General features: G+C 45.3%; 17 protein-coding genes. 8 read left to right on the forward strand and 9 right to left on the reverse strand.

The features are described from left to right. Window positions 1-73 precede the first annotated feature (73 nt). The gene (locus tag LDO37_RS27665) at window positions 74-3,235 is read left to right on the forward strand and encodes a helix-turn-helix domain-containing protein (RefSeq protein WP_126609665.1); all 3,162 of its coding nucleotides are present in this window, start codon (window positions 74-76) and stop codon (window positions 3,233-3,235) included. Window positions 3,236-3,319: 84 nt separating this feature from the next. Here the strand turns inward: LDO37_RS27665 and LDO37_RS27670 are convergent, their stop codons facing one another. The 3 genes from LDO37_RS27670 to LDO37_RS27680 all read right to left on the reverse strand — a co-directional run bounded on the left by LDO37_RS27670 (window position 3,320) and on the right by LDO37_RS27680 (window position 8,286). Next, complete coding sequence (locus LDO37_RS27670) at window positions 3,320-4,021, reverse strand: hypothetical protein (protein WP_224055644.1); 702 nt, start codon at window positions 4,019-4,021, stop codon at window positions 3,320-3,322. A 297-nt stretch (window positions 4,022-4,318) separates the two neighbouring features. Next, entirely contained in the window at window positions 4,319-6,097 is a 1,779-nt protein-coding gene (locus LDO37_RS27675; RefSeq protein WP_126609664.1) for an NAD(P)-binding protein, read from the reverse strand. Between the two features lie 176 nt (window positions 6,098-6,273). Then, window positions 6,274-8,286 carry a methyl-accepting chemotaxis protein gene (locus tag LDO37_RS27680; protein WP_126609663.1) on the reverse strand — a complete coding sequence of 671 codons (2,013 nt, stop codon included), beginning with the start codon at window positions 8,284-8,286 and terminating at the stop codon, window positions 6,274-6,276. A gap of 492 nt (window positions 8,287-8,778) precedes the next feature. Here LDO37_RS27680 and LDO37_RS27685 point away from each other — a divergent pair, with 492 nt between their 5' ends. The 3 genes from LDO37_RS27685 to LDO37_RS27695 are packed head-to-tail and all read left to right on the forward strand — an operon-like array spanning window position 8,779 to window position 10,764. Then, window positions 8,779-9,495: a hypothetical protein gene (locus tag LDO37_RS27685; RefSeq protein WP_126609666.1), complete on the forward strand. Its 717-nt coding sequence runs from the start codon at window positions 8,779-8,781 to the stop codon at window positions 9,493-9,495. A gap of 7 nt (window positions 9,496-9,502) precedes the next feature. After that, complete coding sequence (locus tag LDO37_RS27690) at window positions 9,503-10,024, forward strand: RNA polymerase sigma factor (protein ID WP_126609662.1); 522 nt, start codon at window positions 9,503-9,505, stop codon at window positions 10,022-10,024. Further along, a complete protein-coding gene (locus LDO37_RS27695; protein WP_126609661.1) occupies window positions 10,009-10,764 on the forward strand; it encodes a hypothetical protein in 756 nt (251 codons plus the stop codon). The genes LDO37_RS27690 and LDO37_RS27695 overlap by 16 nt, the downstream gene beginning before the upstream one ends. Before the next feature lie 41 nt (window positions 10,765-10,805). Here LDO37_RS27695 and LDO37_RS27700 read toward each other — a convergent pair whose 3' ends face one another. From LDO37_RS27700 to LDO37_RS27725, 6 genes are all read right to left on the reverse strand, one after another. Continuing rightward, window positions 10,806-12,869 (reverse strand): prolyl oligopeptidase family serine peptidase, encoded by a 2,064-nt coding sequence (locus LDO37_RS27700; protein ID WP_126609660.1) that lies wholly within the window; start codon window positions 12,867-12,869, stop codon window positions 10,806-10,808. 186 nt (window positions 12,870-13,055) lie between these two features. Next, window positions 13,056-13,928, reverse strand: coding sequence for an SIS domain-containing protein (locus LDO37_RS27705; protein WP_126609659.1), 873 nt, complete (start codon window positions 13,926-13,928; stop codon window positions 13,056-13,058). Between the two features lie 2 nt (window positions 13,929-13,930). Next, window positions 13,931-14,893, reverse strand: coding sequence for an MBL fold metallo-hydrolase (locus tag LDO37_RS27710; protein ID WP_126609658.1), 963 nt, complete (start codon window positions 14,891-14,893; stop codon window positions 13,931-13,933). Beyond that, complete coding sequence (locus tag LDO37_RS27715; protein ID WP_126609657.1) at window positions 14,893-15,834, reverse strand: phosphoglycerate dehydrogenase; 942 nt, start codon at window positions 15,832-15,834, stop codon at window positions 14,893-14,895. Before LDO37_RS27715 ends, LDO37_RS27710 begins: the two co-directional genes overlap by 1 nt. Before the next feature lie 4 nt (window positions 15,835-15,838). After that, entirely contained in the window at window positions 15,839-16,804 is a 966-nt protein-coding gene (locus tag LDO37_RS27720; protein WP_126609656.1) for a shikimate dehydrogenase family protein, read from the reverse strand. Further along, window positions 16,801-17,430 (reverse strand): glucose-6-phosphate isomerase, encoded by a 630-nt coding sequence (locus tag LDO37_RS27725; protein ID WP_126609655.1) that lies wholly within the window; start codon window positions 17,428-17,430, stop codon window positions 16,801-16,803. Before LDO37_RS27725 ends, LDO37_RS27720 begins: the two co-directional genes overlap by 4 nt. Before the next feature lie 317 nt (window positions 17,431-17,747). Here LDO37_RS27725 and LDO37_RS27730 point away from each other — a divergent pair, with 317 nt between their 5' ends. The 4 genes from LDO37_RS27730 (at window position 17,748) to LDO37_RS27745 (ending at window position 22,535) form a co-directional block, all read left to right on the forward strand. After that, window positions 17,748-18,644: a carbohydrate ABC transporter permease gene (locus LDO37_RS27730; RefSeq protein WP_126606523.1), complete on the forward strand. Its 897-nt coding sequence runs from the start codon at window positions 17,748-17,750 to the stop codon at window positions 18,642-18,644. Further along, entirely contained in the window at window positions 18,641-19,777 is a 1,137-nt protein-coding gene (locus tag LDO37_RS27735; RefSeq protein WP_126606524.1) for a carbohydrate ABC transporter permease, read from the forward strand. The genes LDO37_RS27730 and LDO37_RS27735 overlap by 4 nt, the downstream gene beginning before the upstream one ends. Window positions 19,778-19,898: 121 nt before the next feature. After that, complete coding sequence (locus tag LDO37_RS27740) at window positions 19,899-21,368, forward strand: extracellular solute-binding protein (protein WP_221768504.1); 1,470 nt, start codon at window positions 19,899-19,901, stop codon at window positions 21,366-21,368. 75 nt (window positions 21,369-21,443) lie between these two features. After that, the gene (locus LDO37_RS27745; protein WP_126606525.1) at window positions 21,444-22,535 is read left to right on the forward strand and encodes an ABC transporter ATP-binding protein; all 1,092 of its coding nucleotides are present in this window, start codon (window positions 21,444-21,446) and stop codon (window positions 22,533-22,535) included. Window positions 22,536-22,552 lie beyond the last annotated feature (17 nt).

The raw sequence follows: 22,552 nt of genomic DNA on the forward strand, positions 1-22,552 counted from the left end.
AAGAAACCTATTGAGTCTAGTACTATTCAGAATGTACGACGTACGCTTCCTGTTAACAAAATGGAATTAAATAATGGGTTCAAAAGATGGTCGTTTGCCATTAAATGGTGACTTGCTTAAGCAATTAAGGAAGCAAAAAGGGCTGAGCCAAGAAAGGCTAGCCGAGCAATGCGCAGAAAGCCGATTGTATGTCTCTTTATCTTCAATAAAACGTGCCGAATCTGGCAACAGTATTTTGTATCGAACAGCGAAAGAACTGGCTACGTTTTACTCGGTGGAAGTAGAAGATCTCATCCAAAACTCTGCCCCGATACTACAAAAAAAATTGTCGACCATACCGGAACACACTCATCAAGTTTTACGGCTTTCGATAGAGGTTGATGATGAGTCTCTAAAATCCGAAGTAGAAAAGCTAAATGATCGCTCCAATTGCTATTACATAGCAGAGGAAGGGCTTCTTGAGTTTGGTTGGTATTCACGTTCTAGTGATGAATTTGTATTCGAGCGTATTCGTCGGCTATGTGCGATGCTGCAATTTACGCTAAAAAGTCACGTTCGTATGTTTGTTGAAAGCAGCCCAACTAATGAGCAATTCACTGTCCAGAATACTCAGGTTAGCCACCGTGCTAAGCTATTGCTTTCTCAAATCACTTGGGGAGATATCGTTGCATGCCCATGCTTTGTGTCATCCAATTGTGCAAGACCACGGAATGTATTCTTACCCGAACAGCCCGAATTTAAAGATTGGCGTATTGTGTCAATGTGCCAGGTACAAACAGACTATTTTGTAGGGCGTCAATATGAGTTAACTCAGCTAAGCTCTACCCTTTCCCACTTATACGATAACCACACAGGCAGTACAGTCTGCTTAACGGGTATGGCTGGAATCGGTAAGACAAGACTCCTTCACAAATTCATCGAAATACTTGAACATAAAAACTGCGCTCCGGTGCGGGTTCAAATATTAAATTTTGGTGTGGTGAACTCCCTTGTCCCTACGGTTAATTTGATTCGTTCATTGTTTGGGTTCACTCCAGAAGATGACGGCAACCACATAAGACAATCCATCGCTATTTCACCGATTGCATCTTCTCATCACCTTTTCATTTACTGGCTGATGGGTCTAAAACTGTATGAGTCGGAACAACGTCTTTTAGATGTAATGGAACATTCCGCTCGTAACAGAGCAATCTCAGAAAGCATTAATCAGTTGCTTTCACACCGACCAGCCCATCTTACCCAACTCGTGATTACGGTTGAGGATTTACATTGGGCAAATGACCTGCTTCTGTCCATTATTCAGGTTTTATCCTCATTAACGGACAGGTTCCCCGTAATGCTCGTTCTGACATTTCGTTCTGAGCATCATTTGGTTAATACACCGGATTGGTTCCAATCGGCGACAACAATTGCACTCAAACCGCTTAATATGGATGAATCGATACAATTGGCAAACTGGATGGCACCAGGAAACCAAGAGGCCATCCAACGCTGTGTAGAGAAGGCAAGCGGGCACCCGCTCTTCTTAAGGCAGTCCTTACTCTGCTCACGCTTAGGTAGCGATGTACCTGAATCTTTAGAACACCTTGTCGTGGTTCAACTATACAAACTCGATGCCAATAACCTTTCTGCGATAAAAGCGGCTTCCGTATTCGGACAGTGCTTCAACTTGGAACAACTGCAGTTTGTTTTAAATGATGAGCATTACTACCCAAGAACCTTGTTAGAACACGGTTTGATTAAGCATTCTGAACAAGGGTTTATGTTCCATCACGATCTCATTTGTTCAGCGGTACAAAGTCAACTTTCCGATAGTGAAAGGCGGCTGCTGAACGAGCACTGTGCTAAGTGGTTTGAAGAAAGGGACAAGAAGCAGTTTGCACTCCACTCAAAAAGAGCGCAGTGCAAAGATGCCTTTACGATCCTCATTAAAAGTGCCAAAGAATACATCGGCAGTTTTCAGTTTGAGCAAGCTTTGGAATTGATTGAAGAAGCCATTGAAATTGTTCCCAAAAGTGAAACAGCGTACGCGCTAAACTTAAAAGGAAATTGCCTGTATTCAATGGGGAAAGTGAAAGAGTGCATTCACTTTCTGGAATTGGCTGTTAATCAAAACACCGATTCCAACGCCTCCAGCCAATATTTCATTGATTTGGCTAACCCATATCAGGTGGTTGACGCCATCGACAAAGCTTTGTCCATACTGCAAACCGCACAGAACATTTCGGAGCCAACACAGCAATACGCTCAATTGTCTGAAGTGCATTCAATGAGAGGGAATATTCTATTCCCAACAGGAAATATTGAATCCTGTGAGCAAGAGCATCAAAAAGCACTCCACTACAGCATTAAGGCAAATAGCCCTAAAGCAAAAGCAAAAGCCTTGAGTGGGTTGGGAGATTGTGAATACCTTAAAGGTAATATGATTAACGCCCACAACAACTTCAAAGAAAGCTTGAAGATATGTGAAGAAAACCAATATTTGGAAATCGAAGCATCCAATCGATACATGCTTGCGACAACCTTGATTTACCAACTCGACACATCTCAAGCGCTTGCGCAATCTCAGCAATCTGCCACGCTTGCCTACTTAACAGGAAATCGTCGGGCTGAAATTGTTTCCCGACTAACAGCCGCTTGGGTGCTGCTTGATTACAATGCACTGGATCAGGCAGAGAATGAAATCAATATGGCACTAGCCATCGCAAAAGAATTCAATGCAGTCCGCTTCATCGCATGTTTAATGGAAACCAAGGCGCGCCTTAAGTGGTATCAGAATGATGCAATTAAAGCTCGTGAGTACATAGAAATTGGGCTCAATTTGGTTGAAGAAAACAACTTACACGCCTTTATTGGTCCTTGGCTAAGTGCAACTAAAGCCATGGTCAGCACATTCTGGCAAGAGAGTAGAAACGCGTTAGAGCAAGGTGAAAAGTGGCTAAAACAGCCTTGTGCTGGTCACAACGCTTTAAGGTTCTACCAACAAGGTATTCGCACCGCATGGAATTTGAAAGACCGTGCTCTCCTTGAAAAATACCGAGATCTACTGTGTCAGTGTTGCGAGCCTTCACCGTGGTGTGAGTTTTACGTTGAACAAGCAGACGTTATGCTTGGTGTGTTAACACAAGAGAGAACGAAAACAGAGCTTGAAACGTTTAATTCAAAAGCAAGAGAATTACATATGCTCCAGGCTCAAATATCTCTCAATGAATACGATGCAATACCTTCATTCTAGGTAGGTAACAGACTTAAATTCGCCATAAAATCTCCCGATTCTTTGAGCATCCCCCATCGCACTCAAAGAACCGGGAGAAATACACTAAACCGTTTCCAACAATACCGCTTTTAAAATTTTGCCTGTGTCTGCACCAATCTGCACCTGTGTACCCAAGTCGGATACAAAGGTCCAAACAGGTTCTTTTACTTCCGGTGTTAGCACTTTACTCAGTGAGAGCTTGATGAACTTACTTCCCCAATTCCCTGTGTAAAACACTTCTATCGCTTGCTTGTAATCGAACTTATACCCTTCAATAATCGCAAGACCGAGTGGACAGATAACTTGAGTAGCGTGCGTCAGCCCTACGCCTCTTTCCGCTTGATAGTATTGGTAACACTCATTTCCATCGCGCACTAATCGCTCAAACCCTAATACATCCTCAGCTGATTCCCCTGCATTATTGCGAAGGCTTGCTTTCAGGCTGACTAATTCAAATTGATCCACCTTTTGGCTTTCAACCATTTTCGGCTCTTCAATACGCTGGATGTTAGTGATGTAAGGCTTTCCATCTAAAGGCGCAAACATCGAAACCCAAGAAAAGTAATGAAGTGTTGGCTCATCGATCAAGTTTGCTTTACATAGGTAGCGATAATTTACACCAGCTACAACTTGAGATTGCACTTCCATAGGTTCGTAATTCACACCGACAAAACCTTCAAGAGCAGAATTAAAAACCGCTTTATCTTCTAAGTTGAGCTTACGAAAATTGGACCAACCACCGAGCGTAGAACCAAACTGAGACATGAGTATTTCCTTTTACATGGATTGATTGAAATTAGGGTCTGCTGACCTTTCGCAGTTGTTTATTGGCGCACTCATGTTTTCCTTAACGCATTGCATGAACTCAACCAACATCAACAGGTTAAGGAAAATAGTGAATTTGGTCTGGTTCACTTTGGTATCACTTAACAAAAAAACCACCCACTGCTCCAACAAAGAGCAAAGGGTGGTAATGGAAAATCAATGTGTTGTATTGAGTTAATGGACCTGTACGCTTAATGGGAATATGCGTTAACAGGTCTAGACATATCTCACTTTGATTTAAATTGTCTTAAGCAAGCTTTCCACGGCATTACGAGCTTGTTTCCAACACGTTTCCTGCAAACCTACTTCAGCACACCATGAGCCCGCGTAAACAATGGGTGCAAATCCATTTTCACGAACGTTAGTCGGAAGATTTTCATGATATTTGTTGATTTCAGTCTGACTTGTGTGAGCATCGCGGTCGTATACGTTATGTGCAAAATAGAAAATTGCTTTGTTGTCTTCACGCCCTAGCAGGTTCTTTTTATTTGATTGTGCAAGGTGATCCTGAGTCGATTTAGGCAGCTCGGTGAGCTCAGTGCCACATAAGAATTCCAAATTCTTGTTTGAATCCACGGTACGCAATACAAACTTGTCGTTAACTGGGTGAGTCGGATTCAGAGTAACGAAATAGCTCAACTCTGGTGCGTGTTTGACTTTCGGGTTACGCCAATCATTTTGGTGTCTATTCTCTTGGAAGGTAATGCTGTAAGGCAGCATCGTTTCACCATGTCTAATGGACACGTTGAACGTGCGCCAGCTGTTCACATTCGAAGAAATCACACTATTGTCTGTATGAACAATGCCAATGCTTTGCGTATATTTCACCCGACCTAGAATTGGTTCAAGCGTATTACCTTGCTCAGAATGCTTGGCATTAAACGCAACCTGCATAAGCGCGTGGTTAGCGTGAATGGTGCTCACCATGGCGTCGAAGTTAATTTGTGAAAGTTTGTTGTGCTCTTCTTTCTTATCAACGAGCGGCGAGACCACACTTTCAATAGTAAACCCAGTGTCCGTCGTGCGGAATTTTGCATCTACATTAGTATGAATAGACAACTTTAGATTTTCAGAATCGTTGTTGTAGCCATTAATCAAGTAAGCAGTTAGGTGCTCAATCCATTTCTTTGTTCCGCCAACAAAGTAGCGTCTGTCTGGGAACTTCTCGCCCTTCTTTTTGCCTTCTTGATAGCGGAAATAACCAAAAGGTGACGCTAATGGAAGGTGCTGCGGTCCTTTGTCTGTCGTAAAGAACATTGCCGCCACTCTTGGATAAAACAGGTTGTCACGCATTTCAACAATAAGTTTAGCCAACTCGGCACCCGATAAATCAGCCAACGATGGCTGTTGACGAATGGCGTTGTAAGCCTCAACACATATTTCAAATTCTGGTGAGGCTTTTAAAGCCTCAGGATACCCTTCAGCCAACGCAATCAACGCAGTAAAGAAAGTATGCAGTTCGATATTCCAAGCTGTACTTTGCTTGGCGGAGTCCTCACTCATTTCAGTGCCGTATGCCACTAATGCGGTGAAAACGGTACCAAGATCAGTGTCGGTCAGGCTGAACCGACGTTCCATTGGACGGTTGATAGGTAAGTGTTCATCGTCAGTATAGAGGTAGTGATTGTCTTCCGAGAAAAAACACGCCGTATCTTCAATAGGCTTCAGGTTTTCATCACTGTAATAGTCGGTTTTTTCCATCACTTCTTTTAATGTGCTGTACATACTTAGGTTGATGTCGTTAACACCCATGTCTGCCCAGCGAGCCAACGTTTTTGGTTCTATTTTGTTTCCTTCGCTGTCTACACTGCTCGTCTCACCAAGACCCAAAACGACCGTGTGCGCGTTACCACCCAGCTCAGCGGCTTTTTCAATCAAATGGACGTGGTACTGACCTTGATGATTATCTGAATTCTTTTGACCCAATTTTTGAAGCAGGTAATAACATGTCGCGAGGCCCGATGTCCCGCCACCGACTACTGCGATATTTGTAACGTTTCCGCATTCATGTTGCATGGTTAACTTTCCCTATTATCGATTCGAAGCCAATTTTTGCTGTTAGCGTTTCATCAATAGGGTATCGGTTCAGTGAAAAGTAAACAGTGTCAGTTTAGTCTCAGATGAATACTTAAACACCGTTCTAAATACAAGAAAGCCACCTCGTTTTTTGAGGTGGCTGAAACATGGGGAGGTTATACTCGGAACTGGGCGACCATGCCTTCGAGCTCTTTCACTTTATTGTAAAGATTCCTTGTTGATTCAGAGCTTTGTTGCGTTTTTTCCACTGAAGAGTATGCGATTTGGCTAACTTGAGCGATGTCGTGTGCCATCTCTTGAGTGGCTGTCGATTGCTCTTCTCCTGCGGTGGCAATCGAATGAATCATGTTGTTCACGTCATTGGCGCGTTCAACAATTTGTTCCAGCGCATCACCGGCTGAATTCGACAATTGCACCCCTTCCGTAACCAGTTGAGTACCCTCGCCCATTCTTTCTACCGCAGTACGAGTTTCACTTTGAATTGAGGTTATAAGGCTACTGACTTCCTCTGTGGCTTTAGAGGTTCGCTCTGCCAAGCCTCGAACTTCATCCGCGACCACAGCAAAGCCTCTACCAAGCTCTCCAGCGCGTGCCGCTTCAATCGCAGCATTCAGCGCAAGGAGGTTGGTTTGCTCAGCAATGTCGTTGATGACTTTAATCACGTCACCAATCTCTTCCCCTTTCCTGCCTAAGCTATCAACCGTAGCAGCGGATTCGTTAACCACATCCGCAATTCTTTGCATTCCATGTACCGTCTCCTGCATTAACTTGCCCCCTTCGCTGGCAACATTGCCTGCTTCTTGAGAACTTTGCGCTGCATCTGACGACTGCATGGCGACTTCGCGCACGGTGCCACTCATTTCCTCAACGGCGCTGGCAATTAATGCCGCTTTATCCGCTTGCAATTGGATATCGCTGGCTACCTGGTTGCTGATGCTATCCACTTGTTTGGTGTTGGATGTTACTTCGCTTGCCACACCCGAGATGCCTGAAACTAAGTCCTTTAGCGAGGCTTGCATACCATCAATCGATTTTGCGAGTAAACCGATTTCATCTTCGATGGTTTCGTTGATCGCTGGAGAGGTGAGATTCCCGTCGGCAATTTGATTCGCTTTCTCCGAGATAGCGTGAATACGTCGGTTAATAACACGGGTAATCATGACCGCAACCGTGATGCCCACGGTCACCACAACTAACGCATTAACCGAAAGCCACATCACAATCTGGTTCATCTTGTCATTCACCGAAGCAATATCTTGGGTTACATCACTTTTTTCTTCTTTCGAAGAGCGATCCAAGATTTCTTCTAATGGCAGTACCACGGAGTCTTCAAGCTCATCGACAAGCGCAATAGCAGCCTTTTTAGCGGCAGGATCATAGCTTGAAAATACTTTGTTGGCTGTTTTTAGAAGCTCATCATAGTAGGTTTCAATTTGCGATATGGCTTTTACCTCTTCAGCACGCCTCTCCAAAGGCTTCAGTTTATCGAGGTAACTATTGAACGATTTTGAGCCTCCTTCAAATGACTCCCGTGCTGTAAGATCTCCCATGATATACGCATTGAGAGAAGCGACCATATCTCCCGATGCATCGATCATTTCAAGGTAGTATCGAACGCCTGGGAGATCATCATTCAAAGACTCATTGAGGTTCGTCGTGTTGAATGCATCAGCGTATTCTTCCTCTTTCATTTTATCGAGAAGATCTTCAAGCGGGTTACCGACATTTCGCGTTAAATTTTGAACCCAAAGCCTCGCTTCCTGCTCCGTCGCTGGCGAGTATTTAGCAAAGACCTCGCTCTCAATTGAACGAATGTATTGATCAGCTAACTTTCTGATCTTCGCCATTTTGTCTTTTTCAGCTTGAGTGGTTGATTCTAGCGAATAGAGTATTCTGTAATTATTCTCAAAATTCTTCACGCTCTTCCTAAAGCTATTGGCTTCGTCTTGCTCTCCATTTAGGTATTCCAACGCATAAGTCTGCATATCTGCCACTTTGTCGTTGACGTTCAAATACGCGAGTACGCCAGGCACATTATCAGATTCGATTTTTTCTGCAAGTTTCGCTGAGTCTTGGACTGCCGACCAAACGATATAGGTAAGCACAAGCGTAGTGAGAAGTATGAAGGAGAACCCCGCATACAGCATTTGAGTGAGTTTTAAGTTCATGTTGATACCAAAGTACTTCTTTTGGGATGGTGATAAATCTTGGGTTGTTGATAAAAGAAACGGTAAACCGCAGGCGAGTATGGACTCGACTTGAAGGGTTTCAATGAACAAAAATTTAAGAATGAACAAACATCTCAAAATAATGAGAGGTTTGCATGCTATCTCTAATATGAAAATGCTTTTTTACAAACTCAATACTCAGCTTGTAAAAGACTCATGTCATTTCTGTTTCTCCTTTTATTCTCATAGCTCCTCGCATTGCTTCCTAAAAAATTTTTCGCGACTGTGCATCCAAATCCATTTTCCGATCGTCTCCTATCTACAAACAAGGAAATAAGACTCTATTGGGCAGCATTTGTGGCTCCTTATTACTGGGTTATCGTTTATTGATGTAGAGCGATACACCGAATAAGTGCAGCCTTGAATAAAGTGCCGCAAATTGCTGAAAAAATCATCTCGAAAGGTCAACAGACCCTAATAAGGATTACTATGATGAAAACATTACTGCTTACTGCACTTGCGTTCGTTCCTATTGGCTGTGCTACTGCATCAAAAACGACAATGAACACCGAATTAGGAAACGTATACGTCGATAGCACGGGTATGAGTTTGTACACCTTTTCCAAGGATCCAGAAGGTCAGTCGGTATGTAATGGTGGATGCGCTGGAAAGTGGCCACCATTATTGGCTGAGGGAAGTGAAAAGTCGCTCTTCTATGGTCAAGAAGGGTTTAGCACCATTGCACGAAATGATGGCAAAAAGCAGTGGGCTTTAAATGGGAAGCCTCTATATCGTTGGTTTAAAGACAGTAAGTCGGGTGATATTAACGGCGCTGGAATAAAAGGTGTTTGGCCTTTGGCAAGAGCAGACCAAGTCTCGGTAAAGCTATACAACGATGGCAGTCGTCGTTATTTGGTCGATAGTAACAACCTTGCTTTGTATACTTTTGACAAAGATAAGCCCAACAAGTCTGTGTGCTACAACGAGTGCCAAACTAAATGGCCACCCGCGTATGTAGATCCTATGCTGATAAAAGAGGGGATAGGAAATCTCACTCTGTCAGGCGGGTTTGGGGTGACACAACGTAAAGACAACAGCTATCAATGGACATTTAAAGATAAGCCACTATATCGCTGGTTTAAAGACCAACAACCCGGTGATACCAGTGGCGATGGCGTGAAACAAGTCTGGCATTTGATCATTCAATGAGGAAACAGTGAGTATTGATAAACAACAGGTAGGTTTACTGCTCTCTAAGATAGCGCTTCGGGATCAAAACGCGTTCGAAGCGCTCTATCAATTAGCCAGTGTTCGGCTCTTTGCTGTCATTTATTCCGTCGTTAAAGACGAGCAAATTGCCGCGGATCTTCTTCAAGAGGGCTTCGTTAAGCTGTGGTATAGCGACAATCGTTACCCTGTCGACTACCCGTGGGCATGGCTCTGCCAAAGCATGAGAAACCTCGCGATTGATGAAGTTCGAAAACGTGGAAGGCGAAAGGAAGAACCGTTAGACACATCGTATGATGATTTAGGCGCTGGCGTGGGATTCGATATCAATCACGGCCTATCCCAATGCTTAAAGCAGCTCAACGAAGATAAACGAAGTGCCATCGTCCTCGCGTATCAACACGGATTGAGCCATCAAGAAATAATGCGACACATGAAAGCCCCCTTAGGGACAGTGAAATCCCAAATTCGTCGCGGATTGCAGGAGTTAAAACGATGCCTAGTCGAGTAACAAGAGGTCGCCGCTACCAAAACTCCGATCTACGCAATAAGCTGGCAAGCGAATACGTTCTGGGAACACAAACACTTCGTGTTCGGCGTCGATTGGAAACCCTGATTCAATCGGATCCAAGTTGGTGGGAACATATCGAGCAGTGGCAAAACCATCTTTCAGGTCTAAACCCCACCAGCGATCTCTCTATGGATACGACGTATTTAAGACAGCCACCCAAACGCGTTTGGCGACAAATAGCCAACGGCACGTTTAATCTCACTCAACAAAGAAAAGGTCTGCGTTGGTGGTGGTTGCCAATGGGAATGGCGATGTCTCTCGTGGTAGGTGTTCTTATACAGCCTGTGCTTGTCCCCATTCATCAGCCCTTAGGTGTTGCTCAAATTCGTCCAGTTAATTACCTGGCCATGATGTCATCCGAATTACAGCAGAACCATTTCGCTCTTGTTGCATATCAAGGCAACAAACCGGGTCAATCCAGTATTCGATTGCAACTTAATCTAGGTATGGAAGAGGTAGAGTTTGGTAAAGCAGTGGTTTGGATGAGAGACAAAACGACGGGAGAATTAGCATTAATAGACAGCCTACAAAACATCAGTAACATTCGCTATATGTCACCAACAGAGTGGAAGTTGTTAAAAAACAGCTCCGAGTTATTGGTTACTGCAAATCTAGACCCAAACAGCACACTCTTGTATCGCGGTGATTGCATAGAGCTTGGTCATAATGTTTTGATGTAAAAAAAAGACCTCCTAGGAGGTCTTTCAAAAACAGTCTGGGGCTACAGTTTTGGTTCAAATGCCATATGGTGGAAGCTAAATGCATACATATCGGCATACAAATCCAATACCTTGCTCATAGGCATACCAGCACCATGACCTGCATTAGTATCCACTCGGATCAATACAGGGTTCTCGCCTTCATGTTTCGCTTGAAGCTCGGCAATAAACTTAAACGAGTGCGCAGGCACAACACGGTCATCGTGGTCAGCCGTAGTCACTAGTGTCGCTGGGTAATGCGTCCCTTCTGTTACGTTATGAACAGGAGAGTATTGTTTCAAGTAGCTGAACATTTCTTCATTTTGCTCAGACGTGCCGTAGTCGTAAGCCCAACCTTCACCAGAAGTGAACGTGTGGTAACGCAACATATCCAATACGCCAACTGCAGGAATCGCCACTTTAAACAGTTCTGGACGTTGTGTCATACAAGCGCCAACCAACAAGCCACCGTTTGAGCCACCATGAATCGCGAGCTTTTCTGGTGATGTGTACCCTTCTTCAATCAGGTATTCTGCCGCTGAAATAAAGTCATCGAACACATTTTGCTTTTGCAGTTTGGTTCCGGCAATGTGCCACGCTTTACCGTATTCACCACCACCACGCAGGTTCGCAACAGCATAAACACCCCCCATTTCAATCCACGTAGCAACAAGCGGGCTGAATCTTGGTTCTAGGCTAACGTTAAAGCCACCGTAGCCATACAGCATAGTGGGGTTGTTTCCATTCAGTTCCAAGCCCTTGCGGTAGCAGATCGTTACAGGAACGCGCGTGCCATCTTTGGAGGTATAAAACACCTGCTTAGATTCCAGTAGATCGCTGTCGATCTGGCATTGAGAGCGGTGATGCAATTCCGTTACACCCGTCTCAGGGTCGAATCGATACCCTGAAGACGCCACAATAAGGTTTGTGAAGCTGTAATAAAGTTCTTTTGAATCGAAACGCCCGCCAAAACCAGACACACAACCTAACCCCGGAAGCTCAACATCACGAACTTTTTCACCGTTATAGCGGTACTGAACCACTTTGGTGTTCACATCCACTAGGTACGAGGCAAACAAATAGCCTGCACCTGTTTCAATGTCTAATTGCTGTTCCTGCTCTGGAATCAGATCGACCCAATTATCATCCGACGGCTGCTGTGCATTCACTTTTACGACACGACCTAATGGCGCATCCAAGTTGGTGTAAATCAGCAAATCGCCTTCGCTGTGCTCGACAACGTAGCTGTCGGCTTGGCTTTTATCCGTTACAAGCGTTAACGGCGCGTCTTGTTGGCGTAAATCACGTACATAAAGCTCATTACCCGATGTGGATTGAGCACCAGATACGACAAGGAAAGCATCGTCTTCCGTTGTATAACCTGATACATATCGGTATTTTTCCGAATCTGAACCACCAAATACCAATACGTCTTCGCTTTGCGGTGTGTTCAATCGGTGGAAGTACAACTTGTGTTGCTCAGTACGAGCCGATAGCTCGCTGCCTTCAGGTTTGTCGTAACTGGCGTAATAGAAGCCTTCGTCGCCAAACCACGAAATCCCGGTAAATTTGGCGTTTAGAATTGGGGCTTCAAGCTCTTCACCGGTTTCAGCATCAATCACATAAATGGTGCGCCAGTCGCTGCCTCCTTCCGATACAGAATACGCAATAACCGTATCTGATTTAGAAAAAGACACACTGTCTAGCGAGGTCGTGCCTTCTTCGCTAAACGTATTCGGATCAAGGAAAATTTGCGCTTCGCCTAGTTCTTTTTGGTCGTTTTCTTTCTGACGATAGAGAACCGCTTGGTTTTGAATACCATCATTTTTGTAGAAATACGTGTAATCGCCATGCTTAAAAGGCAGAGAGACTTTTTCGAAATTATTGGCAGTTTCGAGTTTCTTTCGAATGGCGTCACGAAAAGCGATTTGATTGAGGTGTGCAAAGGTTACGTCGTTCTGGCGAGTTACCCAGTCCGCGGTTTCTTCGCTGCGATCGTCTTCTAACCAGCGATACGGATCGGACACTTCCGTAGAAAAGTAGGTATCAACAACATCCGATTGTTTTGTTTCTGGGTATTTATGCACTTTGCACTCCTTACTTAATTTTTACGTCTGCCCACAATTAGCTTCGGTTTGAAGCCAATTGGGCACAGGTATCATCGCACAAATTCATTAAGTAAGGAGTATAGTTACACAATGCTCATCTTATAGACCTGTCTCTACCAGATCTTGATACTTTAAAAGACAATCTGGTTTATCCAGCGTGTTCAATTAGCCATTATCAAAATGGTTAGAACGAAAGCGAGACAAACGTTCCTTCATTGAGGTTATCCGATCTCGGTGCGTTTCTTCTTTTTTCAGCGACACGCTCGTAGCAAGAATATCCACGACCACCAGCGCTGCGATTCGAGAAATCGTAGGGGTATAGCGATCGGTGTTTTCCAAGGTCTCGACAACAAGGCTTAAATCGCACTCTTTGCTGAGTGAACAGCCGCGCCGCCCCGTTATCGCTATCACAGTCGCGCCGTGGTTTTTGGCTTCTCTGACCGTTTCAATGAGATCGATGGTTTCACCATTATTAGAAATCGCGACAACCACATTGCCTTCACTCATCATGGACGACGCAATAAATTGTTGATGCGCGTCTGTGTGTGCATTACAGGGCACACCAAACAGAGGGAATTTCTGCTGCGCATCCAGCGCCACAATGCCAGAGGCACCAAACCCATAAAAATCGATTTGTCGGGCGTGGGAAAGTACATCCACTGCCGCATCCATCTTTTCAATATCGGCATGCTGACGAGCCCAATCCAAGCTGGTTAAAGTAAAATCAAACAACTTACGAGAAATAACCTGAGTGCTATCGCCATCTTGAAGGGCAGCGTGGGTTGGCGTAACCCCTAACGCAATACTTTGTGCCAAACGAATTTTTAAGTCTTGAAAGCCACTGCAACCCACCGCAGTCGAAAAACGCATAACGGTAGGTTCACTGACACCAGCCGCCTTTGCCGTTTCCACCAATGTACTGTTGATTGCTTTTTGAGGGTCGGACAATACCCATTCCGCGACCTTTCGGTCAGACTTACGGAGCTTATCCAGTGAACGGGTGATCATCTCAATGACATTAGGTTGCTTCTGTTGCAATGCTAACTCCTTAACCTCAAACGATATTCGACATTTAGCTGTGCCGGGAAGAGAGAAATACTATCAGCGTTTTGCAGAGCCGCTAGAAGAATTTTTTGCGGATCGATGGTATTGAACTCAAATAAATCAAAATGGTGTGCAATCAGATTCTTAATTCCAACCTGCTTACACAAAGACAGCGCTTCTTCTAAATGAAAATTCCCCGGAATACCCTGACTGGATCGGCGTTCATCCCGTCCATTGACTGGCAACAATGCCAGATCAGGCTGGTGCCGTTTCAGAGTATCAATTAACCCTTCAAAAGGAACGCAATCACCAGAATGCCAAATGGTGAGCGTATCCTTCTTTTCATCGGTGTTCTCGTGCTTTACTTGAGTATTTTCATTCACGCTTATTTTAAGAATATACCCCAGAAAGCGGCTGTTTCCTTGATTATCACGTTCAATACTCTCGTGTGCTGCGAGTGTCGAGTGAACAGAAAGCGAACCCGAAAGTACAAGCTCTTCACCATCCGAGATCCAATGAATTCGATCTGAAGGCAATCCGCTTCGAGTCAGCGCTTCTTTTTTTTCAGCGCGTGGAGCCAGCATGAAAGCTCGCTTGCCTAAATAGCGTTGGAACAGCGGAATCAGTGTTCCGGCATCCATATGATCAGTGTGCTTATGAGTACAAAGAACACCATCCACATTCGTGAGGTCTTGAACCCTAATTGGCGCTGGCATCATACGAATATGTGGGTAGTGCTTGCCTTTATACTTCTCGGCAAGTGAATCCGACAAATAAGGGTCGATGAGCCAACTTGCCTGTTTTGTTCGAATCAAAAAGCCAGCCTGCCCCAGCCAGTAAAGCAACACTTCATCACTTGGTGGTGACAGCGATGAAATTCGCTGGGCTAACTGACCTTCGAATTCGGCACGGGTTAGGCAAGAACTTGGCAATATTGGGCTTTTTGAAGAACTGTTCATTAGGCGTTGTCGTCCTCTAGCACCGACAGCAAGTTACTGACGGCGGCAATGGTTGCTTTATCAACACTTTCTTGGGTGTATCCGCCAATATGGCTGGTCGCAATGCATCGCTCATGTTGCCAAAGCGGGTGGCTGGCAGGAGGCTCTGTGTCATACACATCCACCGCATACACAGAAATTTTTCCACTGCACAAACCATCGTAGATCACATCGTGATTCACCAGCGATGCTCGGGCTGTATTGATGATAACAACGCCGTCTTTCATTGATTCGAGTGTACTTGCGCTGATTATCGGCTTACCATCCAACGGAGCCGGACAATGAAACGTAATAATGTCTGCCAGCTTGAGCAGTTGGCTAACTTCGGTAAATTTAAATTCGTCGTTCAGGACCAGTTGACCTTTTAGTATCGGGTCAAAAGCGATCACCTGAGTGCCTAACCCCAAAGCCATTTGCGCCACTTGCCTACCGATTGCGCCCATACCAATAACGCCCACTAACTTCCCTTGAATTTCTTGGCCTAAAGCACGAGTCCACTGACCAGATTTTAGCCCTTCTGCTGTTTCTGGTATATGACGCAGCCCAGACAGCATCATGGCAATGGCCAATTCAGCGACACCACGAGCATTCGCCCCTTCCGCCCGACACACCTCGATGCCCGCTTTCTCAATACTGGCTAAAGGCAAGTTGTCGACCCCCGTACCATTTCGGCTGATCACTTTAAGCTGTTTGGCAGAACCAATCACCTTTTCAGATACAGGTTCTACACCAGCAATCCACCCTACGCATTCGGGTATAACAGCAAGCAGTTCCTCTTCTGTTGGCGACTTTCCGGGCTGACAAAACACCATTTCATACCCCAGCTTTTTAAGAGATTCAAAAGCAGGATGCCCATTTAAAGACAAGGAACGAGGCGTCACTAAAATCTTACCTTTATTCATAACATTAACTCTCATGGCTTAACTGCTTGCCAGAACGGGCGGCAATACGTGAAATCTCTTCAAAGCGTTCACCATTCACCGGAATGTCTACATCGAATACTTCCGCAATCACTCTTGTCCAGCCATAGATAAAATACACCCAGCCATCATGAATCGATAGATGAGCGGACGACTCTTGCGTCTCTGCTTGTCGATAAAACTCCAGCTCCCCTCGATAATTGAGTTCCCACACGATGCCATGCACTGGAAATTGCGCGTTGTTCGATAATGGCGAACCGGGGCCATCTTTTCCTAACCCTGTTGCGTTTATCACCAGCGAATAAGGTGGCAGTGAAGCCAATACTTCATCATTGGTGGTACCCGATTCAACCAATACGTACTCGCAGTCGACATTTATCCCGTATATTTTGAGTACTTGGTCCAACTCATCCAGCCGATGCTGAGAAACATCTGAAACCACAATCTTAGTTGGGCGATCGTATTGTTTTGCCGCTTGAGTTAAATACCAAACAATGGCCGTCGCGCTGCCACCCGCTCCCATAACAAACACATTGCCTCGGTGCGTCGCAAAAAAACGGGGAGGCAATATGTATTCCAGAGCAAACCCAGAGGTAATCGGATCTTTCGCACTGCAACAGAATGTTGATTGCCTTTTATAAAGACAGCTGGTTTCGTTCATTTTTGTTGCATGTGGATCAATCTCATCAAACATTTCAATACACGCTTGGTAAAGATTGATTTTGTGCGTGGTGACGAGCGCACCAAGCGAGAGGGGATCGTGTTTAATAAATGACGTTACCTGCTGATACTGTTCATTTGGCGCATTGAGCGGTAAATCGATTCCACGAATTTGAACGTCCCCCAACCCCAGAAACTCAGCCCAAGCAGGGAAAACTTTCATGATCGAGCTTTGCAACGTAGACACACCAATAAAGTAAAACGTCGGCTTTTTGGCTGGTACAAGGTTCATTCCGACTCCCCTTCATATAGACGATTAACGTCCGCTTGGCTACGAGGTTGGTAATGCGCATTTTCTTCAAGTTTCCAGCCACCTTTTCCTTCAGCCAGAACGCGATAACGCATACCACCAGAACGCTTAATGATGCCGTAATCTTGCCCACTGTCTCCGGGGTAGCAAAAGAACATAACAAACTCTTCATCCCCCGTGTTTACGCTTCGGTGGATCCAGAAAGGAGGGACATAACATACCGTGTTAGGGGTGATTTCCACCACTTTGGTTTCCCCCTCAGGTGACTCAAGTAACATCAGTCCATTACCTTTCTTCCCGATGTAAACTTCTGGTCGATCGGCTATCGCATGGATATGCCCTCGAGTCATGAAATACTCGCTACCAACCTTACCGGGCCGCATTTTGGTCACACCAAAAATCATATCCTGAACCCGATTCCCTGGGTGATAGTCCGTTACTTCATAAACGACTTCTTCTCCCATTTCTTTGTTTAGCGCTTCAAATGCGTCCGTGTCCAAGTACAGCCCATTCAAATCATCAAAGCGTTTTTCGTAATGTCGGCTTGTCCCTGCCAGGCTGCCTGATAACACATCAATCTCGCAGCTCACTGGATCCATAAGTGACATAGTTGTTCCCTCACTATCCATTTAGATTGCCTACTCTTTGTTCAGAGCACTCCAGTTTTTAGCCTGTCGAATGTGACTTAAACGGTAGTGTGTGACTTAAAGAATCGGTGCTTTTAGTATTAATACTACATAAAAATAAAAGATCAAATGGTTTTGGTTCGAAAAAGGCGCTATTTTAATCAAATTAAGTTAATAAACTGTGAAATTTTAGATTGACATTGTAGTTTTATGTATTAAAAATACATTTATGCCTACTTCAAGAAGAAGAATTGGAAAGTAAAACTACCAAATGGCAGTTTCATACAAAGGAGTTGTGAATGTCGATAGGTACACTAAATCCAAAACAGACAGATTCCATCAAATATTTATTTGTCTGGCCTGCATTATTCGTAGTGCTGCTGGTGACGCTGTTTCCACTGATTTATGCGCTAACGGTCAGCTTTCAATCCGTGCGCTTAATACCGCCTTTGCCTGTAAAATTTGTTGGCTTCGACAACTACCAAACCCTGCTAGAGTCGTCTCGCTTTTGGCAGTCTGTCTTTACGACTATTTTTATCGTTTTTACTTCGGTGTTTATTCAATACGTTGTGGGCTTTTTGCTTGCAATGGCGCTGTACATAAAAGTACCTGGCGAGAAACTGTTTCGGGTGATCTTTCTACTGCCGATGTTTATGGCTCCGATTGCGGTCGCTCTCGTTGCACGAATGATGTTTCACTCGGCACTCGGCCCTGTGAATGATTTCTTTAGTATGCTCGGATTTGAAAATCTGCCTTTTCTAACGGAAACCTCTTGGGCGCTGGGCGTATTAGTCACTGTAGAAGTTTGGCAATGGACGCCTTTTGTCACGCTTTTGATGCTAGCAGGTTTGCAGGGTTTGCCCAGAGACGTGTATGAAGCGGCGTCTCTTGAAAATGTGCCACCTTGGCGACAATTTTGGGACATCACCTTTCCAATGTTATTACCACTCTCGGTTGTCGTGGTGTTCATTCGCATCGTTGAAGGTTTCAAAATTATTGATACCGTCTACATTTTAACGGGAGGAGGCCCCGGTACTTCTACCGAAACCCTCACCCTGTTTGCCTACAACCAAGGGTTTAAAACTTTTAACTTAGGGGAAGCTTCTGCACTGAGTTTTTTATTCCTAATCGTGATTGTGGTTCTTGGTAGCGTTTACCTTGCTGCTGTTAAGCCTGTAGTGGAGAAACGATCATGAGCGATTTTGCTACCGATAAATTATCCGCATCCACTACGCAAGCGAGCCGTACCATGCAAAAGCCAAGCATCAACAGTAATGCGCAATCAGGCAAACAGCACCTAGCCAAACAGCGCCGTTCACTGTCGACGGGTCAATGGGTAGCCATTATTGGGTGTTTCACTTGGTTGCTGTTTTTGCTCGCCCCTTTTTACTGGGTAACGGTAACCGCATTCAAACCGCCTCAAGCGGTAAATGGCGGGGCTACGTATTTACCCTTTATCGATTTTGCGCCTACGTTGGATGCATTTAGAGAGGTTATGTCTGGCATTCGCGGTGATTTCGTCGGACCTTTCTGGCACTCATCTTTGATCGCATTGGTTTCCACCGCTTTATCGGTGTTGCTAGGTTCAATGGCTGCTTATGGCATTGCTCGGTTTGAGTTTCGTATCCGATTACTCTCTGGATTTACTTTTGCTGTTGTCGGAATTGGTGGGTTCTTATTGCTGAATGAGGTCATGGGGCTTGCGATTCCTCAATCCATTATTATCTCGCTAGTGTCAGCATTTACCTCGTCATTCTTAATTAACAAACTGCCTCTACCCGGTCCCGTACTGGGGAACGACGACGTTACTTTTTGGTTTGTTTCTCAGCGCATGTTTCCACCTATCGTGTCTGCGTTTGCCCTATACCTGTTTTACGCAGAGCTTGGAAAACAAGGTGTACAATTGCTCGATAGCTTTTCTGGCATGGTTGTCGCCTATACCGCATTTGGGCTACCGCTCGCCGTATGGTTGATGCGCGATTTCTTCCGGACCATTCCTGTCGAAGTTGAAGAAGCAGCAATGGTTGAGAATGTGCCAAGACTTCGCATCTTTTTCGATATCGTTCTACCTATGTCCAAACCGGGGCTGATCGCGACATCGATGATCACATTGTCGTTCATATGGAATGAATTTCTTTTTGCACTTTTACTTACGTCTTCACGTTGGCAAACCTTGCCTGTTGTATTAGCAGGACAAAATTCAAGCCGAGGCGATGAGTGGTGGGCGATATCCGTCGCGACATTGATATCCATTATACCAATGATCATCGTTGTCACTCTGCTCGGTCGGCTGATGAGATCCGGACTGCTCTCTGGATCGATTAAATAGTACCAATGAAAATTAAGAACTGTTGACGACTCTTTAGGTCTTTTAACGACACTTAAGACCTTTTGACTCTACCCATGGATGCCCAGCCTTTGTGCTAGGGCAAAATTAGAAGGAATTAAACATGGAAAGGAAAATACGCACCTCCGCGCTGGCTGTCGCACTTTGTTTAGGCGCAACCGCGATGTCGACTAATGCACTGGCAGCATGCGAACCCGATTACTCCGGTGTCACCGTGACCGTCGGCTCGCAAAACGGCCCTTTTATTGCCTCGGCACTTCGCACTGCAGGCACCGCTTGGGAAGCTCAGACTTGCGGTAAAGTAAAGATTGTGGAATTCCCATTTGGGGAACTTTTCCCTAAGTTTTTGACGGGGATGCAAACAGGATCAAGTGAAATCGATGTTATTTCTTATATCCCTGCGTGGTTACCCGACTTTAATATCTTCTTGTCGGAAATGCCGAAAAGCATGCAGGAAGGAGAATACTGGAATGACATTCACCCTGTATACCGCGAACGCTTGATGTTATGGGATGGCAAAGTGAAATCCGCCACCATGGATGGCGACATGCATATGCTGAATTACCGTGCCGACCTCTTCAATGACCCGAAAGAGCAAGCGGCGTTCAAAACGAAGTATGGCTACGCTTTGGCAGCTCCTGTTACATGGGATCAGTACTACGATATTGCCGAATTCTTCAACCGCCCAGACCAAGGGTTATACGGAACGGCTGAAGCCTACAAGCGCGGTGGGCAGCAATTCTGGTACTTCTTCTCTCACGCAGCCAGCTACACCAACGATCCGAAAAACCCAGGCTCAATGTTCTTTGACCCCGACACCATGAATGCACAAATTAACAATGCAGGCTGGTTAAAAGCACTGAAAGACTACAAACGAGGCTTGGACTATAACCCACCGGGCGCGTTAAACAACGGTTCTGGTGACGTAAGACCTTTATACGCAGGGGGTAAAGTCGCGATGAATATCGACTGGGCAGACTCCGGCGTATTAGGGGCAAACCCGAAAGAATCGCGCATCGTCGGCAATGTTCGTACTGCGATGCTACCGGGGTCTAAATCCATGTGGAACGCCAAAGAAGGCAAATGGAATGAATACAATGAAGTGGTCGCGTCACCTTTCCTAGCCTTTGGTGGCTGGCAGCTTGCGGTTCCACAGTCTTCCAGAAACAAGGCGGCTGCGTGGAACTTTGTTCAAACCGTTACCAGTCAAGAACATTCATCAAAAGCCATTGTTACGGCAAATACTGGGGTAAACCCATATCGATTAAGCCACTACGACAACATCGATAACTGGTTGGCGATTTTCTCTAAACCCGAGGCGGAATCTTACCTAGCAGCGCAACGCGCATCACTAGACGCGCCAAATGTGGCACTGGATTTACGTATTCCGGGTTTCTTCGCTTACACCGAAATTCTTGAAATAGAGCTTTCTCGCGCCTTAGCAGGAAAAGTGACCGAACAAGAAGCATTGGACAGCATTGCTAAACAATGGAACCAATTAACGGATGATTTCGGACGTGAATCTCAGCTTAAAGCCTATCGCAGTGCAATGGGGTTACCTGAGAAAAAATAGAGGCCAAATAGCGCTTTACAAGCTGCCAGCTTAACCGCTGGCAGCGTGTTCCCAAACAGACAGGGAGTCGTAACAGTGACACACGTTAGCTTAACCAACATCAGTAAATCTTATGGCGAGATCAGTGTGATACCCGATCTGAATCTCGACATTGAGCAAGGCGAGTTTGTCGTTCTTGTAGGTCCATCCGGATGTGGAAAAACCACCACATTGCGAATGATCGCAGGTTTAGAGTCTGTCACAGATGGGCAGATCGCCATTTCAGAGCGAGACGTAACCTACGAACAACCCGGCACACGCAACTGTGCAATGGTGTTTCAAAACTACGCGTTATACCCACACATGACGGTGTACGACAACATCGCGTATGGCATGAAAGTGAGAAAAGAACCTCAAGATGTCATCAAAAAAAGAGTCTCCGATGCAAGCGAATTGCTTGGCATCAATGCTCTGTTAGAGAGAAAGCCGCGCCACCTTTCGGGTGGTCAACGCCAACGGGTCGCCATAGGGCGCGCCATCGTTAGGCACCCCGATCTCTTTTTATTCGATGAACCATTATCCAATTTGGACGCAAAGCTGCGTGTGGAAATGCGTACCGAAATCAAACAATTGCAACGCAAGCTTGGTACAACTGCGGTGTATGTTACGCATGACCAAGTAGAAGCCATGACCATGGCCGATCGCGTTGTCGTGATGCAAAATGGGCACATTGAGCAATTTGCATCACCAATAGAGATCTACGAAAAGCCCGCGAACCGCTTTGTGGCAGAGTTCATCGGCACCCCAAGCATGAATTTCACGAAAGTTACGGTGGGAGCCGACGCAACGTATGTCACCTTAGAAACGGGCGAAACTCTTGAAACTTCGGCTGCTCACCAAGCTGCGCTTACCCCGTACCGTGGATCTAAAGTGGTATTGGGTATCCGCCCAGAACACACTCAGGATTCCGACACTCAAAATGTAAGCAACATCGTCAGCATTCACCCACGGGCGATAGAACCACTTGGGTCGCATACGTTGGTGATTTCCGACTTAGGGGGCTCGCCATTTACGGCGCAAATAGACAGTCACTTTCCAGCAGGGCTAGACCAGTTGTGCTGCATTCAAATTGACATGTCTAAAGCGCACTATTTTGATATCAACAGTGAATTGCGAATAGAAAACTAAGTTGGTCTAAGTGCTGA

Source organism: Vibrio penaeicida (assembly GCF_019977755.1).
GTDB classification, from domain to species: Bacteria; Pseudomonadota; Gammaproteobacteria; order Enterobacterales; family Vibrionaceae; genus Vibrio; species Vibrio penaeicida.

Excerpts from the sequence above, each read along its gene's own strand:
- LDO37_RS27670 (WP_224055644.1), bottom strand. The coding sequence starts at position 4,021 with ATGTCTCAGTTTGGTTCTACGCTCGGTGGTTGGTCCAATTTTCGTAAG.
- LDO37_RS27685 (WP_126609666.1), top strand. The coding sequence starts at position 8,779 with ATGAAAACATTACTGCTTACTGCACTTGCGTTCGTTCCTATTGGCTGT.
- LDO37_RS27740 (WP_221768504.1), top strand. The coding sequence starts at position 19,899 with ATGGAAAGGAAAATACGCACCTCCGCGCTGGCTGTCGCACTTTGTTTA.
- LDO37_RS27735 (WP_126606524.1), top strand. The coding sequence starts at position 18,641 with ATGAGCGATTTTGCTACCGATAAATTATCCGCATCCACTACGCAAGCG.
- LDO37_RS27715 (WP_126609657.1), bottom strand. The coding sequence starts at position 15,834 with ATGAATAAAGGTAAGATTTTAGTGACGCCTCGTTCCTTGTCTTTAAAT.
- LDO37_RS27675 (WP_126609664.1), bottom strand. The coding sequence starts at position 6,097 with ATGCAACATGAATGCGGAAACGTTACAAATATCGCAGTAGTCGGTGGC.
- LDO37_RS27730 (WP_126606523.1), top strand. The coding sequence starts at position 17,748 with ATGTCGATAGGTACACTAAATCCAAAACAGACAGATTCCATCAAATAT.
- LDO37_RS27665 (WP_126609665.1), top strand. The coding sequence starts at position 74 with ATGGGTTCAAAAGATGGTCGTTTGCCATTAAATGGTGACTTGCTTAAG.
- LDO37_RS27720 (WP_126609656.1), bottom strand. The coding sequence starts at position 16,804 with ATGAACCTTGTACCAGCCAAAAAGCCGACGTTTTACTTTATTGGTGTG.
- LDO37_RS27695 (WP_126609661.1), top strand. The coding sequence starts at position 10,009 with ATGCCTAGTCGAGTAACAAGAGGTCGCCGCTACCAAAACTCCGATCTA.
- LDO37_RS27680 (WP_126609663.1), bottom strand. The coding sequence starts at position 8,286 with ATGAACTTAAAACTCACTCAAATGCTGTATGCGGGGTTCTCCTTCATA.
- LDO37_RS27710 (WP_126609658.1), bottom strand. The coding sequence starts at position 14,893 with ATGAACAGTTCTTCAAAAAGCCCAATATTGCCAAGTTCTTGCCTAACC.
- LDO37_RS27725 (WP_126609655.1), bottom strand. The coding sequence starts at position 17,430 with ATGTCACTTATGGATCCAGTGAGCTGCGAGATTGATGTGTTATCAGGC.